The following is an 18,537-nucleotide window of genomic DNA, read 5'->3' as shown; positions in this document are numbered from 1 at the left end:
TATGTCAAAGCCGTCCTCAAAGCCCGGGGCGTCCGGGCCATCACTCTGGGTGCGCCTCAGATGGCTGCCCGACATCATCACCTTGATCGGGCTGGTGGCGGCACCGTTTATTCTGCCGCACTTCGGCTTTGTGCCGGACACCATGAGCCGCATCCTTGTGCTCGGCCTGTTCGGCATCGGCTTCGATTTGCTGTTCGGCTACACCGGGATGCTGTCGTTCGGTCAGTCGGCGTTCTTCGGCACAGGCGGCTTCATCGCGGCCTATTTGCTGACCCGCATGGGCTTTCCGAGTGTTGTGCTCAGCCTGGTCATCGGCATGTTGATCGCGGCGGTGGTGGGCTACGTCGTCGGCCTGATCGCGCTACGCCGCACCGGAATTTATTTCGCGATGATTACGGTGGCGATCGCCGAGGTGTTCTTCTTCGTTGAGAACTCGCCGTTGTCGGCGTTTACCGGCGGCGAAAACGGTCTGCCAGGTGTGCCCGCACCAGTCTTCAATTTCGGCTTTACGACCATCGCGATCGGCAGCGGCTGGACCATGTATGGTTTTCTTGCTGTGTGTTATCTGATCGGCATCGTCATTGCCCGGCGCATTGTGCATTCGCCAGTCGGACGTATTCTCGTAGCGATCCGTGACAATCCACTGCGTGCCGCTGCCGTCGGGCACAACGTCCATGGCTACAAGTTGCTGGTGTTCATCATTGCTGCGGCCTACGCCGGGTTGGCCGGTGGCTTGCTCGGTGTGATGCAGGGCTACATGCCGCCGGATGCTTTCACGTTCGACACGTCCGGTCAGCTCGTGATGCAAACCGTCATCGGTGGTCTTGGGACATTGTATGGTCCCCTGGTTGGCGCCGCCGTCTGGCTTTATTTGCGCGACTTCCTGCAAGACACCGTTGGCCTTGGTGCGTCGTGGAAACTGGCGCTTGGCGTGATTTTCGTGCTGCTGGTCTGCTTCCTGCGGCGGGGTATTATCGGCGGCATCAAGGATCTGATCGAACTGTCGTTCGGACAGAAACCGGCTGTCACGGAGCCGGGTGAGGCCGTCTCCGGCATGACGGCTGAGCAGGAACAGAGAGCAGCCGAAGCTGAAGTGGCCAAGGAACCGGCCGTCGCACCGATGCCGCCGCGCCATCGTGCGCTCGACGGCTATAGCGGTCCGATCCTGCAGGCGACTGGCCTCAGCAAGCGCTATGGCGGTTTGATGGCCAACAGCGACATCAACTTCACGGTTCAGCATGGTGAATTGCGTGGCGTGATCGGCCCTAATGGTGCGGGTAAGTCGACGTTCTTTAAAATGCTGACCTGCGAGATCCCGCCAACCTCCGGCAAGATCATCTTCGAGGGGCATGACATCACCGGCAAGAACGTCACCGACGTTTGCCAGCTCGGCCTCACCAAGAGCTATCAGGTCAATCAGCTGTTCTCTCGTCTCACCGTCCGTGAAAACGTGACGATCGCGGTGCTGGCCGAACTGCGTGGAAAATTCCGGCTCGACATGCTGCGCGGCGCTGAGAGCTTTCCAGGCGTGGCCGATCAGGTCGAGCATACGCTTGCCATGGTCAATCTGACTGCGCGCGCGGATGCCCTGGTGTCGTCATTGGCCTATGGCGAGAAGCGCCGGCTCGAAATTGGTCTGGCACTGGCGAATTCACCCAGCCTTTTGCTGCTCGACGAGCCTTTGGCTGGTATGAGCCCGCGCGAGCGCATCGAGACCGTCAAGCTGCTGAAGTCTATCAGCCAGGGCCGCACCATGATCATCATCGATCATGACATGGATGCGCTGTTTGAATTGGCGGGTCGCATCACCGTGTTGCAGGAAGGCCGCGTGCTGGTTGAAGGCACACCGGAGGAGATCAAGAGCAATCCCAAGGTGCAGGAAGCCTATCTCGGTGGAGTGCTCGAATGAGTTTGCTCGAAGTCAATGGCCTGAATTCGTACTACGGGGATTCCCATATCCTCTTCGACGTATCGCTGCGCGTGGAGCGCAACGAGGTGGTCGCGTTGCTCGGCCGCAATGGCGCCGGCAAGAGCACGACGCTGAAAAGCCTGATGGGCGTAGTGACGCCGCGCTCGGGCACTGTGATGTTCGATGGCGTTGATATCGCGGGGAAGAAGAGCCACGCGATTGCGCAAGCCGGCATGCAACTGGTGCACGAGGATCGCCGCATCTTCGGCAGCCTCAATGTCGAGGAAAATATCATTCTCGCGGGACTGACCGCGTCAAAGCGCTGGCCGCTCGACCGGATATACGAGATGTTTCCGCGCCTGAAGGAGCGTCGCGGCAGCCGTGGTACGGATCTCTCGGGCGGTGAGCAACAGATGCTTGCGATTGCGCGGGCGTTGGTGCGCGATCCGAAAATCGTTCTGCTTGATGAGCCGTTCGAAGGACTTGCGCCGGTGATCGTCCGCGACTTGATGATGGCGTGCCGAAATCTGGCGGCGGCAGGCCAGACCATCGTGCTGGTGGAGCAGAATCTGGCGGCGACGCTCGCGCTGGCGCAGCGCGTCTACATTATCAACAATGGTCACATTGCTCACGAGGGACCGGCTCAGGAAATCAAGGCGCAGCCTGAAATCCTGCAGCGTTATCTCGGCGTTTAATCGTCATCAGGACCGGGCGGGGAGCTCATCCCCGCCAGGGTACGTCATTCAGCCAATGCGGCAATCAGCTTGGCCGCATGCTGCGCCAGAACGCCGGGGTCTTCCTTCACCGTCTGGGCCGGGAGCAGATCCACTCCTTCCTTTATCGGCATGACGTGCATGTGCAGATGAAGGACCACCTGACCGCTGGCCGGTTCGCTGAACTGCTGAATGATCACGCCGTCCGCCTGGAAAGCCTTCACAGCTGCGACGGCGATTTTCTTGGTCGTACGCGCCACTTCTGCGAAGTCGTTGGCTGAAATATCGAGAAGTCCGCGGGCGGGAGCTTTCGGGATCACCAGTGTGTGCCCGGGGGACCGGGGCATGATGTCCAAAAAGGCGAAGGTGTGGTCATTTTCATACACCTTGTAGGATGGAATTTCGCCACGCAGAATTTTCGCGAAGATGTTCTGGTTGTCGTAAACGGCCATCATCGTCTCTGTCCGATATATAAGGAGTCTCGCCGCAGCGAGGATTATTCCAAACCATCATCCCACAGAGCATCACAATTCGTCCACTCCGGCCTTGGATGTCTGTGCAGTGCTTGTCGACCACCGCGCCTTTGTGCAGAGTGCCCATCCAAAATCAAAAAGAGAGGACGCCCTTGACTCCGCAGTATCAGATTTACGCCCTCCGTTATGCGACCATGACCGGGCGGCAGCCTCAGCAAAACTACATGATCCACGACGTGCACAACGAAGGCACAGACCTGGATTATTTCATCTGGCTGGTCCGGGGACCGAACGGCGATATTCTGGTCGATATTGGCTTCAACGAAGCCGCCGCGCGTGAGAGGTCGCGAGCCTTGACCATCAATCCCGCGGATGCCCTCGTGCGTTTCGGCGTGCAGCCGGAAACCATTCGCGACGTCGTGGTCACACATCTGCACTACGATCATGCGGGTAACCTCGATCGCTTTCCAAATGCTCGTTTTCACTTGCAGGACCGCGAAATGAGTTTCGCGACGGGGCGGTGCATGTGCCACGGTGCACTGCGTCATCCGTTCTCTGCGGAAGACGTCACGCTGATGGTTCGCCATGTCTATAGTGAGCGCGTGGTTTTCCATGATGGTGACGGCGAGGTCGCGCCCGGTGTTACGCTGCATCATGTTGGTGGCCATTCCGATGGCCTGCAGGTGGTGCGTGTCGAAACTGCGCGCGGGCCTGTCGTCCTGGCGTCGGACGCGTCGCACTATTACGGTAACATGCATCGTGGCAATCCGTTTCCCATCGTCTATAACGTCGGCGATATGGTGCAGGGTTGGGCGGAAGCGGAGCGCCTGGCCGGGCATCCGGACCGGGTAATCCCGGGGCATGATCCGATGGTTCGCGAACTCTACCCCTCGGTTGGCGACAAACTTGACGTTTTCGCTCTGCATGAGAAGCCGTCACGGTCATTCGTGAAATGATAGCCTATCGCTGCAGGGAGCCGAGCGAGCGAACGCGATTGATTCGCTGAAATCGCCACTGATATAAATTCATCCGGCGGCGCAGTAGCAGGCTGTCCGCAATATTTGAACGTTACGTCGATGCATCAACCTTCAGCACCCATCAGGCCAAAAACTGCCTTTGTCTTCGCAGGCGGGGGCAGTTTCGGCGCCATTCAAGTCGGCATGATGGAGGCGTTGGCGGCTCATGGTGTGACCGCCGACCTCGTCGTCGGGTCAAGCGTGGGCGCGATGAATGGCGCGTATTATGCCGGGGCGCCGACGCTCGATGGCGTTAAGCAACTCGCGACCATCTGGCGAGGTCTAACGCGCCACGACGTCTTTCCCATATCGCTCCGCTCATTTGCCGGCTTCTTGTGGCGTCGTGATTTTCTGATTTCGCACAGTGGTGTGCGCAAGCTTGTCGAGGATCACCTACCTTATAAGAATTTGGAACACGCGAAGCTCCCCGTCCATATCGTCACGACCAACATTGTTTCCGGAGAGACAGTCGTATTGTCCGAGGGGTCAGCGGCCGAAGCGATCGTCGCGAGCACGGCAATTCCGGGCGCGTTTGCACCGGTCAAATACCGGGATATGTTTCTCGCGGATGGCGCGATTTCCAGCAACACGCCGATCACCGTCGCCATTCAGAAAGGCGCGCGGCGGCTGATTATCATGCCGACAGGTTTTGCCTGCGCAGGACATGCGCCGCCGACGGGCGCGGTTGCGATGGCGCTGCACGCGCTGACGTTGTTGATTGCCCGGCAGATGACGACCGAGCTCGAATATCTCGACTCCGCGATTGAATACTATGTTGTGCCGCCATTGTGTCCGCTGGTTGGCTCGCCCTATGACTTTTCGCGCACCGACGATCACATCGCCCGGGCTCAGAAAAGCACCGAAAGTTGGATTGCGAACGGTGGCCTGGAAAAGGGTGGAATCCCGGGAGGGATTCGGCCGCACAGCCATTGAGCCATCCCATCTTGCTGCTTTGCAGCAAGGAACATGTCACGCGATTTTGTATGACAGGATTAAGTCAATAGCGCTCGATGCGCTTCGTGCTGTTATTGGAAAATCCGTATATAATTTTGGCTTACACTCATTGTGACGATCGATCCTGCGATCATCGTCGGGATTGATTTTGGCAGTGCCTGACCAATTGATCCTTTGGTCATCGAGGGTTCCATGCAGACGCTTATGCTCGCCTTCTCGCCGCGGTTTATTGTTCTGACGCTCTGCATTATCGCCACCATCTTGCTCACGGCAGGCGCGTTTCACGATCCTCGGCATATCTGGCTGTTTGCGATTCCAGGGGCCGTGTTCGGAGCGCTCTCCGTGTTGGGGATCAACGATGTCCTGCAGAAAAGCCATGCGGTGCTGCGCAACTATCCGATCTCCGCGCACATCCGCTTTCTGCTCGAAGAGATCCGCCCCGAGATGCGGCAGTATTTCTTCGAGAGCGAAAAGGACGGCAAGCCGTTCAGCCGCGATATGCGCGCGGTAGTCTATCAGCGCGCGAAGATGGTGCTCGACAAGCGCCCGTTCGGAACCCAGGAAGACATCTACGCGGCCGGCTATGAATGGATGCACCATTCTGTGGCGCCCAAGCCGCTCCCCAACCCGGAATTTCGCCTCAAGATCGGTGGCCCGGATTGCGCGAAGCCTTATTCGGCATCCGTGTTCAATATCTCGGCGATGAGTTTCGGCGCGCTGAGCCCCAACGCCGTGCGCGCGCTGAACGCCGGCGCGAAGAAGGGCAACTTTGCTCATGACACTGGCGAAGGTGGTGTCAGCTCGTATCACCGCGAAAACGGCGGCGATCTGATCTGGGAAATTGGTTCGGGCTATTTCGGATGTCGGAACCCCGATGGAACATTCAATCCGGAATTGTTCGCCAAGGTGGCGAGCGATGACCAGATCAAGATGGTTGAGTTGAAAGTCAGTCAGGGCGCAAAACCCGGTCATGGTGGCGTGCTCCCTGCCGCGAAAGTCTCGGCAGAGATTTCGCGGGTTCGGGGCGTCCCGATGGGAGAAGACTGCATTTCTCCCGCGTACCACAAGGCGTTCTCGACACCGATCGAGATGATGCAATTCATCGCCGAGATGCGGCGGCTGTCAGGCGGCAAGCCCGCCGGCTTCAAGCTGTGCATCGGTCACCGCTGGGAGTTTCTCGCGATCTGCAAGGCGATGGTGAAAACTGGAATCTATCCGGACTTCATCGTGGTCGATGGCAACGAGGGCGGCACCGGGGCTGCTCCTGCCGAGTTCATGGACCATCTCGGCATGCCGATGCGCGAAGGCGTCAACTTCGTTCACAACGCATTGATCGGCATCAATGCGCGCCAGCGTATTCGTATCGGCGTGTCAGGCAAGATCGCGACTGCTTTTGATATTGCGCGGGCGATCGGGCTTGGGGCGGATTGGTGCAATTCCGCACGCGGATTCATGTTTGCGTTGGGATGCATCCAGTCGCTGAGCTGCCATACGGATCGTTGTCCGACAGGGGTCACATCGCAGGATCGGACCCGCAACCGCGCGCTGGTGGTCCCTGACAAAACAACGCGTGTTTACAATTATCATCGTGCAACGATGCATGCGCTCGCTGAGCTAATCGCCGCATCAGGCCTGAGCCATCCGGAAGAGATCAGGCCGATTCATTTCTCGCATCGCATTTCGGGAACCGAAGTTCTCTCGTTCGCACGGCTTTATCCTGAGTTGCGTCCAGGGGAGCTGCTTGAGGGTCATACCGACAGCCCGCGCTTCCGCGATGCGTGGAGGCTAGCGCAGGCCGAATCCTTCTCACCATTGGAGAATGTGCCTGAACTGACGGTCGTTCGCGCCTGATCAGAATTCGGCGTGCAAGCGCCCGGAGAAGATGGATACCGGTCCGCGGTCTGCGTTGTAGGCGGGATTGACGATCAGCTGATAGTCGGCGGTGAAGGTGAGCGCCTTGTCGAGCGACAATGCGTAGTAGGTCTCCAGAATGCGCTCGTTGTCGTAGTTCAGCCGGCCATCGCCGATGAGCAAGCCCTTGCCGCCGGCCGCGAGGAAATCGCGATGACCGGCCGAGAGCCCGTTGATGGCGCCGCCGAGACCGACCGTGTCGTTAGGACGTCCCCAATAGCTTCCCTTGACGGAGACGCCGCCGGAAATACTGCGGTCGATATCTGTAAACGACAGGATTTCGTTCTGTCCGTCGTTCCAGCTTGCTCGCGCGAAGACGCCGAGGTCCGTCGCGATCTGCTGTTCGGCGTTGACGTAGAAGCCGTACTTCGATCGCTCTTTCCGGTCGGCTGCCATAATATCGTTGATGTCGATTCCGGGATTGGCCGCGCCGATCGCCAGCGCTTCACGATAGTTGCCGGTGTTGCCACGATTAGCGAACACGCCGAGGCGGAGTTTGCCGGGCTGCTCGAAGATCGCGTAGCGTTCCTCCAGTTCGACAACGGCGCCACCTGTGTTGAAGGTGAGAACATCACTGTTAGGCTGCGACGGCACCTGGAAGAATCCGGCCCGCAGCGCCCAGTCCTTGCGATTGAGTTCGACGACGCCGCCGCGGGTGAAGCCCGGCAGATCGGCCGGGAAGTCGTAGGCGCCCGAGGACCAGATGGCCCAGTTCATGAAATCAGCGCGTGGATCTTTCGCGTAGGAGTTGCCGTCGAAATAGTCGCCGACCGCAAACCGGCCGACAGTAACGGTGACACGATCGATGTCACGCTTGCCCGGCAGTTGATTGGCGGCGTCTGCGACCTCTTCCTGTTCGCCACCAAGGCCAAATGTCTGGCGGAAGAAATAGCGTTGTGCGCGGAATTTCGGATATTCCGCGCCACCTTTCTGGGCTTCGCCGTTGGAAAATCCGGCAAGCCCCAGCGTGCTGCCGATGCCAAAGCCTTGGGCGAGCTCCGGGTTGAAGTAGAACTCGCCACCCTCCCACAAGCGCCAGCCGATGAACGCGTCGACCGTCCAGGTCTCGCGCGCCTGTCCTGCGCCGGGCAGACTGTTCACGCCTGCGTAAGGCGAGCGGAAGCTCGGATAGCCTTGCGTGATGAACGTGGTCTGGCCGTGCACATTCCAGTCAGATGACTCAGGCAGGGCAGGTTGCTTGAGGGACGAAACACCGATGCCCGGTGTCTCCCACAATTTATAGTTCACTCCGAGCTTGATCGTATGAATCTTGGGATCGACCGCCACATCGGGGAGCGGAACATCGCCGAGCCCATAGGTGCGAGCGCCGAGATCCATGTAGTTGTACTCGACTCTGCCGGTCCAGTTGCCGCCCAAAACGAATTCGAGACCCGCGCCCGCAACCCAGCCAAGATGCATGCGCGCCTTGGTGCCGACGATGTCACCGTCTGCGTTATTGAGATCGACATGGGTCCTGCCGAACGCCGCGCCGCCGGTGACATAGGGCAGCCACGTGCCGAATGCGTAGCCGATGCGCCCGCGTGCGGTGCCGACGTAATCCAGCGTGGTGTTGAATGGCGCGGGCGTGAGTTTCGGCTGATCAAGCGGACCCGTGAAAGAGACGTCAGCCTCGAGGCCGAGCACCCACCTGTCGAGCTGTAGATTGTAACCTGCCTGAAAGCCGCCGATCAGACCGGTGACACTGTGCGGAAACAGGATGCCTTGTTGTGGGAGCGGATTGGTGCCGGGACCAAATCCACCCCAGCCGTATCCAGAGTGGCCACCGACATAGAAGCCGCTCCAGTCCCAGTATCGCTCGAAACGAGGAGCCTTGAGCGGCATGTCGGCGCCATGCGCAGCACCGATCGACAGCGCCGCAAGTGCGGCGCCGGCGAGCAGGCTGTTCACGATGTCCGGTACGCGCCGCCCGATCATAGGGTTCCGAATCCGAAGAAAATCAACGTGGTCGGGATTTGACACGCGCGGGTGACAGCGCGCCAGACGATCGCCAAGGCGGGAGAGAAAATTCGGGGGATGGAGGAGGAAGCGCTGGCAGGGCATCAAGAAAATTCAACTAATTCAATCTGCTGAAGCTATTTGCGAGTGATTATCAAATATCAGTTGCGATCAGTTCGCAAGTACTTTATTGCGAATGAATTGCAACTAACGCCTGGGATCGAGCTCGCAGCCATGACATCGTTTTGTGACAGTTGCGTAACGCCGGCCCGCATCGCGTTAGCGCTGCTCACGAGTATAGGCATGGCTGAGCCTGGTGAGGTTCGCGCAGAAGAGCGGTCCCGGTCTGAGACGTTGTCCGGCGTCGACAGCGAGCACATGTTCGGCTTCACCGTCGGTTCGGACATCGGTAGCGCTGGCGAAATTGAAATCGAAGGTGAGCAGGACTCCGGCTTCGGCAAGCGAGGAGGCCGCTACTACGCAGCGATGAATTCGCTGCAAGTGAAATACACCGCGACCGACAATTTTCGCATCGCGCCGCATGTGGAATTTGGCCATCACGCGATTTCCGCGGTGCCTGGCATTGCCGATATCAACAATCTCGGAGCCGCGTCGGGCGGCGTGGAATTCAAGTACCGCTTTCTCAACCGGGCGGATGCGCCCTTCGGCCTGACGTTCGGCCTCGATACATCGCTGGCGCGGATCGATACCGCGACCGGCCAGCGTGCGCGAGACACCGCGCTCGATTTCTCCCTGGCGCTGGATCGCGAACTCGTCCCGAATCGTTTGTTTGGTGCGATCAACTTTGTCTACGCGCCGTCATGGGCTCGCGATCATACGACAGGAGCGTGGGAGCGGGCGGCGGTAACGGAGGTGAGTGCCGCACTTGCCAATCGCATCTTCAATGGCGTCTTCCTCGGCGGTGAAGTCCGCTACCTGCGTGCTTACGAAACGGCGGGCCTGTCCGGCTTCGCTGGAGATGCGGTATTCGTAGGGCCGACGCTCTACGTGATGTTCTCGCCGCGCGCCAATATGACGCTTGCGTGGAATGTTCAGGTTGCCGGCCGTGCGCATGGTGACATTGGTCGTCTCGACCTGACGAATTTCGAACGTCACCAGGTTCGACTGCGCTTCGGTATAGGTTTCTGATGCGCAAAAGGATGACCCGCCCGGGGGGACAACCGGGCGGGTCTAAGATCGGCACGTCGTGGATGAGGCGTCGCGCCGAAATCAACTCACGATGTGATCAGTAATTGCAGGTGCGGACGCGGCCGATGTAGTTGCCGTATGCGTCGAACTGGCGAACCCAGCCGCAGCGGCGATAACCGTATCCGTCATGAACGTAGGCCGGCCCGCCATACGCATTGCTCGCGATAGCAGCGCCAGCGACTGCACCGGCAGCGATGCCAAGACCGATTCCGACACCTCTGTAGCCGGCTTCAGCCTGCTGCGTGGTCGCGGCAATGCCTCCTGTCAAAGTAAGTGCGGCGACTGCAAAAGCGGCAATTCTGGTTTTCACTGACATGATCGGCTCCATCCTTGTTTGGGGCGGGCCATCGGGCCCACATGTCAATTGGTGTGGAGCCGCCGGAAACAGGTTCGAGTCCCGGCAAAAGAATCTGCCGGGTATAAAAAGTCAGTAATTTCAGGCTGCTAAAGCGCTAGGTGCGAAGTACTGGCTGGTTTGCCAGTCTTCCGAGGTCGAACTTGTCGACATCGATCAGCAATTCGATGAACGCGCGTGCGCCGTGATCAAGCAAGGCTTTGCCTTTCTCGGCGGTTGCGAGTGTTGCATCGCCGATTGCTCCTTGTGGATTGAGATCCTGCGTGGCCCAGGCGAAGGGGGCAGGGCGTCCGGCGGAGAGCCAGCGAAATTCCTTCGCCATTTGAATCTCGGCAGATTCAAAATTCGCGATTTGATCCTGCTTCACGTGCTGCGGATGAGCCGCCAGCATGATCGAGGTCTCGATGGCACCGCCGTGAATGCCGTAGCGCACTTCGTCGGCCGGGAACGCACCGTTCGGAACGCCGAAACGGCTCCAGCTTGTAGTGACCGCGAGCATCTCATGCTTCGCGCGCAAGTCCTGCGCGATCAGCGCCATCGCGGAACTGTTGCCGCCGTGGCTGGTGACGATGACCAATTTTCGAACGCCCATCTGCGCAATATCATCGCCGAGCGCCATCCATTTCTTCAGCGCAGCATCTGTCGTCAGCGTCTGCGTGCCAGGATACGCGATGTGTTCGGTCGAAATGCCGACCCGCTCGATCGGAAGAAATGTGACGGGTATATCCTGCGGCAACGTTTCGCGCACGCGGGTCAGATAAGCATCGCCAATGAGAACATCGGTTTCGAACGGCAGATGAGGCCCGTGCTGCTCCGTCGCGGCGAGTGGAAGAACGGCAATCCAGCGGGATGCGGCGTCCTTGTCCACATTCAGTTTAAGGGCGTCGCTCCAGTCGAGCGGAGGTTTCATCGTCATGTTGGTACGTTTTGTTCAAGCAGGCGTTTTTAAATGATTTGCGGGATAGTTTCGCACGTGTGGTTGTTTCCCACAAAGGTCGCTATTCTTGTTTCCTATCATGCGGCAAAATGATCGATGGAGTCCAATGATGATGCCGAGCCTTATATCGCGAGCGCTAATTGCCGGTCTCGCGCTCTGGAGTGCTGGCTCGGGGGCACTGGCTGCGGAGCTCGATAAGGTGTCGTTTGGCACCAATTGGGTGGCCGAGGCCGAGCATGGTGGATTTTATCAGGCGGTCGCGGACGGGACGTATAAGAGCTACGGACTTGACGTGACCATTGTGCCCGGCGGCCCTAACGTCAACAATCGCATCCAGCTTGTTGCCGGCAAGATCAACTTCTTCATGAGCGCCAACACGCTGCAGTCGTTCGATGCGGTGGCCAACAAGGTGCCGGTCGTCGCGGTCGCGGCCATCTTCCAGAAAGATCCCCAGGTGTTCCTGGCGCATCCGGAATCCAAGGTGACCAGCCTTGAAGGCCTGAAGCCGCTCACGCTGTTTGTCTCCAAGGAGGGCATGCCGACCTATTTCCAGTGGCTGAGGTCCGAATATGGCTTCAACGAGGATCAGGTGAAGCCTTACACCTCGAATCCCCAGCCGTTTCTGGCTGACAAGAAAAGTGCCATGCAGGGTTATGTGACGTCGGAGCCCTTCGCGATCGAGAAGCGTGCCAAGTTCAAGCCGACTGTGATCCTGCTCGCAGATTATGGATTCAGCAGCTATTCGACATTGATCGAAACGCGAACCGACTTCGCTGAGAAGAAGGCCGATCTCGTGCAACGCTTTGTCGATGCGTCAATCCTCGGCTGGTACAATTATCTCTACGGCGACAACAAGCCCGGCAACGAACTCATCAAGAAGAATAACCCGGAGATGACCGACGAGCTGTTGGCGTATTCCGTCGAGACGATGAAGAAGTACGGCATCGTGGATTCGGGTGACACGCTGAAGAACGGTATCGGCGCGATGAGTGATGATCGCATGGCGGATTTCTTCGGTAAGATGGTCAAAGCCGATGTCACGCCGCGCGATATTGACTATCGCAAGTCCTATACGCTGCGGTTCGTCAATAAAGGTATCGGCACTAATCTGCGCCCAAGCAAATGATGGCGTGCATCTTTGATTAATTTACCGACAGATGTACCGGCCCGCACCGACGACGGTATGCCGTCGAGTAGAGTGATTCAGCTTCGCGATGTGACCAAGGTCTATGACAATGGCGTATCCGCGCTGGGGCCGCTTGATCTGAACGTCGAGGCCGGGGAATTCATTTCGCTGGTTGGGCCGTCCGGCTGCGGCAAGTCCACGCTGCTGCGGATAATCGCCGGATTGAGTACGCCGACACAGGGTGTCGTCAACGTTGCACGACGCGGGCAGGATTCCTCAAAGCACAATATCGGCTTCGTATTTCAAGAGCCGACGCTGATGCCGTGGGCGACGGTGGCTAACAATGTGCAATTGCCGCTCAAGCTGTCGCATATCGCGCGCGACCAGTCGGACATGCGCGTCAGCCGCGCCCTTCAGGATGTCGGGTTGGCGGAATTCGCGGGAGCGTATCCGCGTGAACTGTCAGGCGGTATGAAGATGCGCGTTTCGCTCGCGCGGGCGCTGGTGACCGACCCTGATATTCTCTTGATGGACGAGCCTTTCGCCGCACTCGATGAGATCACGCGTTTCAAGCTGAATGACGATTTGCTCACGATCTGGCGCACGCTGCGCAAGACCATCGTTTTTGTCACCCATTCGGTCTTCGAGTCGGTTTATCTGTCACAGCGCGTGCTAGTCATGACGTCCCGGCCGGGCCGTATCGGCGAGGAGTTTCGCATCGACAGTCAGGATGCGCGTGATGCTGATTTCCGCACCTCGGCGGACTACGCCGCGCATTGCCGCAAGGTGTCGGCTGCGCTTGCCAACGCACTTGTCCCGGCGAGTGCAGCGGGGCGCGCGCTATGACGCCAGACCGATCCTCCGTTCGTCTTCTCCAGATCTGCTTGCCGGTGCTGACGCTCGCGTTGGGCGTTGCGATCTGGGAGGCGGTGGTCCGGATCAATGATATTCCCGACTATGTGCTCCCGGCGCCCAGCGTTGTGTTCGCCACGCTGGTGCAAGACTGGTCGCTGTTGTTTGGGTCGCTTCTCGCGACGCTCTTGACCACAGTCCAGGGCTTCATTGCCGCAGCCGTGGGCGGCATTGCACTGGCGATGGTGTTCAGCCGTTCGAAATGGCTCGAATACGCGCTGTTTCCCTATGCGGTGATCCTTCAAGTCACGCCGGTGATTGCGATCGCGCCCTTGTTGCTGATCTATTTGCCGCAGCATCTGGCGGTCGTGGTCTGTGCATGGATCGTGGCCTTCTTTCCGGTGCTGTCAAGCACCACGCTGGGCCTGAAGTCCGTGGACCGCAATCTGGCCGGCTTGTTCGCGCTCTATGGTGCATCGCGGACACAGACCCTGCGTTACCTGAAGTTGCCTTCGGCATTGCCGCACATCATGGGGGGCTTAAGGATCGCGGGCGGCCTGTCACTGATCGGCGCCGTGGTCGCGGAAATCGCCGCCGGATCCGCAGGGGCGGGTTCCGGACTTGCCTACAGGATCGCCGAATCCGGCTACCGGCTGGACATTCCGCGGATGTTTGCAGCATTGCTGTTGCTCTCGATTGCCGGGATTGTCATTTATGGGGCCCTCTCGCTGGCCTCGTATCTTGTGCTACGACGCTGGCACGAAAGTGCGCTTGGAAAGGATAATTGATGTCTGCAAGTCATTCCCAGAATAACCCCGACGTTCTGATCTATGGACCATCGAAACCTGTTATCGACGGCGGTTTTCCGGCGCACTACACGCTGCACAAATGCGAAAACAAGCATGACCTGGACCGGTTGTCGCCGGAGGTGGCCGCCCGCATCAGCGGTGTCGCGGTCAGCGGATTGGTACAGGCGGATGGCGCCATGATGGCGCGGTTTCCGAAACTGGAAATCGTATCGAGCTTCGGCGTCGGCTACGACCACATCGATGCGAAATATGCCAGTGAGCATAACATTGTCGTTTGCAATACGCCGGACGTCCTGACCGAAGAAGTGGCCGACGTGGCGCTCGGTTTGTTGATCGCAACCGCCCGTGAATTCATCAAGGCGGATCGCTTTGTGCGCTCGGGCCAATGGAGCACGCAGGGCTTCCCGCTCAGCCACGGGTCGTTGCGCGATCGCAAGGTCGGCATTGTCGGCATGGGACGTATCGGCCAAGCCATCGCGCGCCGGCTTGATGCATCGCTGGTGCCTGTGGTTTATCACTCGCGCAATCCGGCGAAGGACGTCAGCCACAAGCACTATCCGAACCTCGTCGAGATGGCGAAGGATGTCGATACGCTGGTGCTGATCATGCCCGGCGGCGCGTCGACTGCGAAGATGGTCAATGCCGAAGTGCTCAAGGCGCTCGGCCCGCGCGGCATCGTCGTCAACGTGGCTCGTGGCTCTGTTGTCGATGAGCCTGCTCTGATCGCGGCACTCAAGGACGGCACGATCATGGCAGCCGGCCTCGATGTGTTCGCGCAGGAGCCGAACGTTCCGGAAGAACTGCGTAACCTGCAGAACGTCGTCCTGCTTCCGCACATCGGTTCTGCGTCAATATCGACGCGCAATGCGATGGATCAGCTTGTGGTCGACAACATCAAGGAATGGTTCTCCGGCAAGCCGCCGCTGACGCCGATCCCGGAAACGCCGGTCAAGGGCCGCTGAGCCATGAGCGCCGCGCGGATGTCATTCAGCGAACATTTGGCAAAACCGTGTGCTGCTTTGCTCGCACTGTTGGCTGTCATTGTTTGCGGTGTATCCGCGCACGCGCAAGATGCGCGTTCACTGACGAATGACATGATCGGGCAGTGGGAATTGTCCACTGCCGGTCGCGACAAGACCTGCGTGATTACGCTGAAAGGCGATGCCACGCCGCAGGGCCTCAAGCTCGAGCTCGACAAGGGGTGCGGTGACGCATTGCCTTTCACCAAAGCTATCGCGGCGTGGAGCGTGAAGGGTCTCGATATCGTGCGGCTTCAGGATGCCAAGGGGCAGTCCGTCATCGACGTGACCGAAGTCGAAAGCGGCATTTTTGAGGGCTTGCGGCAGGGCGAGGGCGTCTATCTGCTGCAAAACCTCGCGGCGGCGCGGGCGCTGTCGAAGTCGACTGATCAACTGATCGGTGATTGGATGATGATGCGTGGCAGCGGCAAGACGGTTTGCGGACTAACCCTGACGAACACGGAAGCGTCGCCCGATAACTTCGCTGTTTATCTGAAGCCGCGCTGCGATCAGGCGGTGGTTACTTTCGCGCCGACCATGTGGCGCATCGAACGCGGCGAGTTACTATTGCAGTCGGCCACCGGCGAAATCTGGCGGTTCGAGGCGGATGACAACGCGCAATGGCGGCGTGTGCCGGACAGTGCGGATCCGCTGATCTTGACGCGGCAATAATCTGCTGCCGCAAATGCCATAGCATTTTCGAGCGAAGTGGCTACCGGTTCGCGTGAAGAAAGCGCGTCAAAAAGAGAAATCTAGATCAGCCGTAGCGCCTTCATGCTGGTGTGGCCGTTCTTGCCGACGATGATGTGGTCGTGCACGGAAATCCCCAATGGACTCGAGATGGACATAATGGATTGGGTCATCTGAATGTCGGCATTCGACGGCGTCGGGTCGCCGGACGGATGATTATGCACGAGGATGATTGCGGTCGCGGATAATTCCAGCGCGCGCTTTACCACCTCGCGAGGATAGACCGGCGTATGATCGACGGTGCCGACCTGCTGGACTTCATCGGCAATGAGTTGATTTCGTTTGTCGAGAAACAGAATGCGGAATTGTTCTTTGTCGGCGAATGCCATGGCCGTACGGCAATAATCGATCACGGCCGTCCACGACGACAGCACGGCTTTCTGCTTCAGTTGCCCCTTGGCGACCCGGCTCGCGGCCGCTGCGATCAGCTTGATCTCGGTCACCGCGGAATCGCCAAGTCCGCTGATCTCCTTCAGCCGCAATTCCGGTGCATGAACGACTTCGGCGAATGAGCCGAATTTTCCGATCAGCATTTTGGCAAGGGGTTTGACATCTCGTCGCGGCAGGGCGCGAAACAGCACCATTTCCAGCAACTCATAGTCGCTCAAGGCATCGGCGCCGGCTTGGCGAAACCGGTCGCGCAGCCGCTCGCGGTGGCCGTGATAATGCGGCGCCTCGGCGGCTTCCGTTTGGGCGGATGGCTGGTCTGACTTGGAGGACATTGCGTGATGCGTACTCAGAATACGCACCAACCATGCCGTACCTTACAAGTTTTGCAACCAGCATTTGCAGCCGCCGTCGGTGTCAGTCTTCGGCTTCTAAGCGCGTATTAGCTGCTGGCCGCCAGAGACGGGTTAGGCCGTCTTGTAAGGCGGTTTGTCGAGCTTGCGGGGCGACAGGGTGAAGATCTCGACGCCGTCCTGCGTCACGCCCACCGAATGCTCGAACTGAGCTGACAGCGAGCGATCCCGCGTCACAGCGGTCCAACCGTCGGAGAGAATCTTCACGTGCGGTTTACCGAGATTGATCATCGGCTCGATGGTGAAGAACATGCCGGGTTTCAATTCGACGCCTTCGCCGGGCCGTCCGACATGGATGATGTTCGGCTCGTCGTGAAACATGCGTCCCAGGCCGTGACCGCAGAAATCGCGCACGACGCTCATCTGCTGCGGCTCGACAAAGCTCTGGATCGCGTGGCCGATGTCGCCGGTGGTGGCACCGGGCTTCACCGCGGCGATGCCGCGCATCAGCGCCTCATAGGTCACATCGATCAGCCGCTCGGCCCGCCGCGAAATTTCACCCACGGCATACATCCGGCTGGAATCGCCATACCAGCCATCCAGGATGAAGGTGACGTCGATATTGACGATATCGCCTTCCTTCAGCTGGCGATCGCCGGGCATGCCGTGACAGACGACGTGGTTGATCGACGTACAGGTGGAATAGCGATAGCCGCGATACATCAGGGTCGCGGGATAGGATTTATTGTCGAAGGCGAACTTACGGACGAATTCGTCGATCTGTGACGTGAAAATTCCGGGCCGGACGATGTCCACCAATTCGTCGAGGCATTTCGCAACCAGTGCGCCGGCCTTGCGCATGCCGGCAAATGCGCCGGGTCCATGGAGCTTGATCTGTCCAGTTTTGCGCAGGGAGGTTTCGGTAGCTTCGACGTAATTCATTCGGGTGTTTCTTTGGTGGTACTGTTTCGAGTGAGGCCAGTAGCTTGGAGCAAAAAGCTTCAAACCGGGCTGTTAATTTAATGGATGCGGCCCCGAGTGCAAGCGAAGCGGCAGGAGAGGGCCATTTTGTGGGCTTTTCAGGGCTCGATGGGGACCGGTTGGCCAAGAACGATGTCATGTTCGGTGAGTTTGCAGGTCCACGCCAGTGCCTCCACGCCCGCGGCGTATGCCCTGTCGAACGCCCGACCATAGGCGGGATCGATATCGCGTGCGAGTGCGAAGGACGAGGCCGAGCCGATCTGAATCACGAACAACATCACGGCGCGGGCCCCGCTCGCGACCATTTCGGCGAGCTCATCGAGATGTTTCGCACCGCGCGCGGTGACCGAATCTGGGAACTCGGCAACCCCAAGTCGGCGCATCAAATGGACGTTCTTGACCTCGACATAGCAGGGTGACTTTGCCGGGTCCTCCAGCAGAAAATCGATCCGCGATCCCTTGCCGTTGATGATCCGGCCATACTTCACCTCGCGGCGGATGGTCGCATAGCCCGCAAGTTCGGGAATGACCCCGGCCGCGAGAGCTTCTGCGACAATCAGATTCGGATGCATGGTGTTGACGCCGACCAGCTCGTGCGCTTGGCCGAAATCCACTTCCACCAGTTCCCACGAGTACGGCAGCTTGCGCGCAAGACTCGGGGACTTCGACAGCCATACCCGTGCGCCCTCAGCTTGCAGGCCCGTCATGGCGCCAGGATTGGCGACGTGCGCCGTGATGACTGTGCCGTCCGCAAGCTGGACGTCGGCAAGAAAGCGTTTGTAGCGACGGATCAGGGTCGCGGGAACGAGCTCGCTGGGAAAATGCAT

General features: G+C 59.0%; 18 protein-coding genes. 11 read left to right on the top strand and 7 right to left on the bottom strand.

Annotation, left to right across the window (positions count from 1 at the left end; genetic code table 11):
• Position 1 precedes the first annotated feature (1 nt).
• Together ACZ5C3_RS27050 and ACZ5C3_RS27045 are read left to right on the top strand one after the other, a co-directional pair.
• On the top strand, positions 2–1,909 hold the full coding sequence (locus ACZ5C3_RS27050) for a branched-chain amino acid ABC transporter ATP-binding protein/permease (protein ID WP_464034169.1): 1,908 nt from the start codon (positions 2–4) through the stop codon (positions 1,907–1,909).
• Positions 1,906–2,604: an ABC transporter ATP-binding protein gene (locus ACZ5C3_RS27045; RefSeq protein WP_464034168.1), complete on the top strand. Its 699-nt coding sequence runs from the start codon at positions 1,906–1,908 to the stop codon at positions 2,602–2,604. The genes ACZ5C3_RS27050 and ACZ5C3_RS27045 overlap by 4 nt, the downstream gene beginning before the upstream one ends.
• Before the next feature lie 44 nt (positions 2,605–2,648).
• On the opposite strand, the gene ACZ5C3_RS27040 is transcribed toward ACZ5C3_RS27045, so the two are convergent.
• A complete protein-coding gene (locus tag ACZ5C3_RS27040) occupies positions 2,649–3,074 on the bottom strand; it encodes an HIT family protein (RefSeq protein ID WP_464038443.1) in 426 nt (141 codons plus the stop codon).
• Between the two features lie 215 nt (positions 3,075–3,289).
• On the opposite strand from ACZ5C3_RS27040, the gene ACZ5C3_RS27035 reads away from it, so the two are divergent.
• The 3 genes from ACZ5C3_RS27035 to ACZ5C3_RS27025 all read left to right on the top strand — a co-directional run bounded on the left by ACZ5C3_RS27035 (position 3,290) and on the right by ACZ5C3_RS27025 (position 6,916).
• The gene (locus tag ACZ5C3_RS27035; protein WP_464038442.1) at positions 3,290–4,051 is read left to right on the top strand and encodes an N-acyl homoserine lactonase family protein; all 762 of its coding nucleotides are present in this window, start codon (positions 3,290–3,292) and stop codon (positions 4,049–4,051) included.
• 120 nt (positions 4,052–4,171) lie between these two features.
• The gene (locus tag ACZ5C3_RS27030; RefSeq protein WP_464034167.1) at positions 4,172–5,044 is read left to right on the top strand and encodes a patatin-like phospholipase family protein; all 873 of its coding nucleotides are present in this window, start codon (positions 4,172–4,174) and stop codon (positions 5,042–5,044) included.
• Positions 5,045–5,257: 213 nt separating this feature from the next.
• The gene (locus ACZ5C3_RS27025) at positions 5,258–6,916 is read left to right on the top strand and encodes an FMN-binding glutamate synthase family protein (protein WP_464034166.1); all 1,659 of its coding nucleotides are present in this window, start codon (positions 5,258–5,260) and stop codon (positions 6,914–6,916) included.
• Here ACZ5C3_RS27025 and ACZ5C3_RS27020 read toward each other — a convergent pair whose 3' ends face one another.
• The gene (locus ACZ5C3_RS27020) at positions 6,917–8,911 is read right to left on the bottom strand and encodes a carbohydrate porin (RefSeq protein ID WP_464034165.1); all 1,995 of its coding nucleotides are present in this window, start codon (positions 8,909–8,911) and stop codon (positions 6,917–6,919) included. It abuts the gene before it with no gap.
• A gap of 324 nt (positions 8,912–9,235) precedes the next feature.
• Between ACZ5C3_RS27020 and ACZ5C3_RS27015 the strand changes: the two genes are divergently transcribed.
• Complete coding sequence (locus tag ACZ5C3_RS27015; RefSeq protein WP_464034164.1) at positions 9,236–10,081, top strand: hypothetical protein; 846 nt, start codon at positions 9,236–9,238, stop codon at positions 10,079–10,081.
• Positions 10,082–10,178: 97 nt separating this feature from the next.
• Here the strand turns inward: ACZ5C3_RS27015 and ACZ5C3_RS27010 are convergent, their stop codons facing one another.
• Both ACZ5C3_RS27010 and ACZ5C3_RS27005 read right to left on the bottom strand, forming a co-directional pair.
• Positions 10,179–10,457 (bottom strand): hypothetical protein, encoded by a 279-nt coding sequence (locus tag ACZ5C3_RS27010; RefSeq protein ID WP_464034163.1) that lies wholly within the window; start codon positions 10,455–10,457, stop codon positions 10,179–10,181.
• A gap of 136 nt (positions 10,458–10,593) precedes the next feature.
• Positions 10,594–11,406: a creatininase family protein gene (locus ACZ5C3_RS27005; RefSeq protein WP_464038441.1), complete on the bottom strand. Its 813-nt coding sequence runs from the start codon at positions 11,404–11,406 to the stop codon at positions 10,594–10,596.
• Positions 11,407–11,542: 136 nt separating this feature from the next.
• Here ACZ5C3_RS27005 and ACZ5C3_RS27000 point away from each other — a divergent pair, with 136 nt between their 5' ends.
• The 5 genes from ACZ5C3_RS27000 to ACZ5C3_RS26980 are packed head-to-tail and all read left to right on the top strand — an operon-like array spanning position 11,543 to position 15,911.
• Complete coding sequence (locus ACZ5C3_RS27000) at positions 11,543–12,559, top strand: ABC transporter substrate-binding protein (RefSeq protein ID WP_464034162.1); 1,017 nt, start codon at positions 11,543–11,545, stop codon at positions 12,557–12,559.
• A 57-nt stretch (positions 12,560–12,616) separates the two neighbouring features.
• Complete coding sequence (locus ACZ5C3_RS26995; RefSeq protein ID WP_464034161.1) at positions 12,617–13,405, top strand: ABC transporter ATP-binding protein; 789 nt, start codon at positions 12,617–12,619, stop codon at positions 13,403–13,405.
• Positions 13,402–14,199: an ABC transporter permease gene (locus tag ACZ5C3_RS26990; RefSeq protein ID WP_464034160.1), complete on the top strand. Its 798-nt coding sequence runs from the start codon at positions 13,402–13,404 to the stop codon at positions 14,197–14,199. Before ACZ5C3_RS26995 ends, ACZ5C3_RS26990 begins: the two co-directional genes overlap by 4 nt.
• Positions 14,199–15,182, top strand: a complete 984-nt coding sequence (locus ACZ5C3_RS26985; protein ID WP_464034159.1) for a 2-hydroxyacid dehydrogenase — start codon at positions 14,199–14,201, stop codon at positions 15,180–15,182. Before ACZ5C3_RS26990 ends, ACZ5C3_RS26985 begins: the two co-directional genes overlap by 1 nt.
• A gap of 3 nt (positions 15,183–15,185) precedes the next feature.
• Entirely contained in the window at positions 15,186–15,911 is a 726-nt protein-coding gene (locus ACZ5C3_RS26980) for an AprI/Inh family metalloprotease inhibitor (protein ID WP_464034158.1), read from the top strand.
• A gap of 80 nt (positions 15,912–15,991) precedes the next feature.
• On the opposite strand, the gene radC is transcribed toward ACZ5C3_RS26980, so the two are convergent.
• The 3 genes from radC to sfsA form a co-directional block, all read right to left on the bottom strand.
• Entirely contained in the window at positions 15,992–16,711 is a 720-nt protein-coding gene (gene radC, locus ACZ5C3_RS26975) for a RadC family protein (protein WP_464034157.1), read from the bottom strand.
• Positions 16,712–16,843: 132 nt separating this feature from the next.
• On the bottom strand, positions 16,844–17,671 hold the full coding sequence (gene map / locus ACZ5C3_RS26970) for a type I methionyl aminopeptidase (RefSeq protein ID WP_464034156.1): 828 nt from the start codon (positions 17,669–17,671) through the stop codon (positions 16,844–16,846).
• Between the two features lie 137 nt (positions 17,672–17,808).
• Positions 17,809–18,537, bottom strand: coding sequence for a DNA/RNA nuclease SfsA (gene sfsA / locus ACZ5C3_RS26965; protein WP_464044385.1), 729 nt, complete (start codon positions 18,535–18,537; stop codon positions 17,809–17,811).

This window comes from Afipia dichlorophenoxyacetatis (assembly GCF_055386385.1).
Note: the sequence above shows the minus strand (reverse complement) of the source record. Positions and strands in the feature narration are given on the sequence as shown.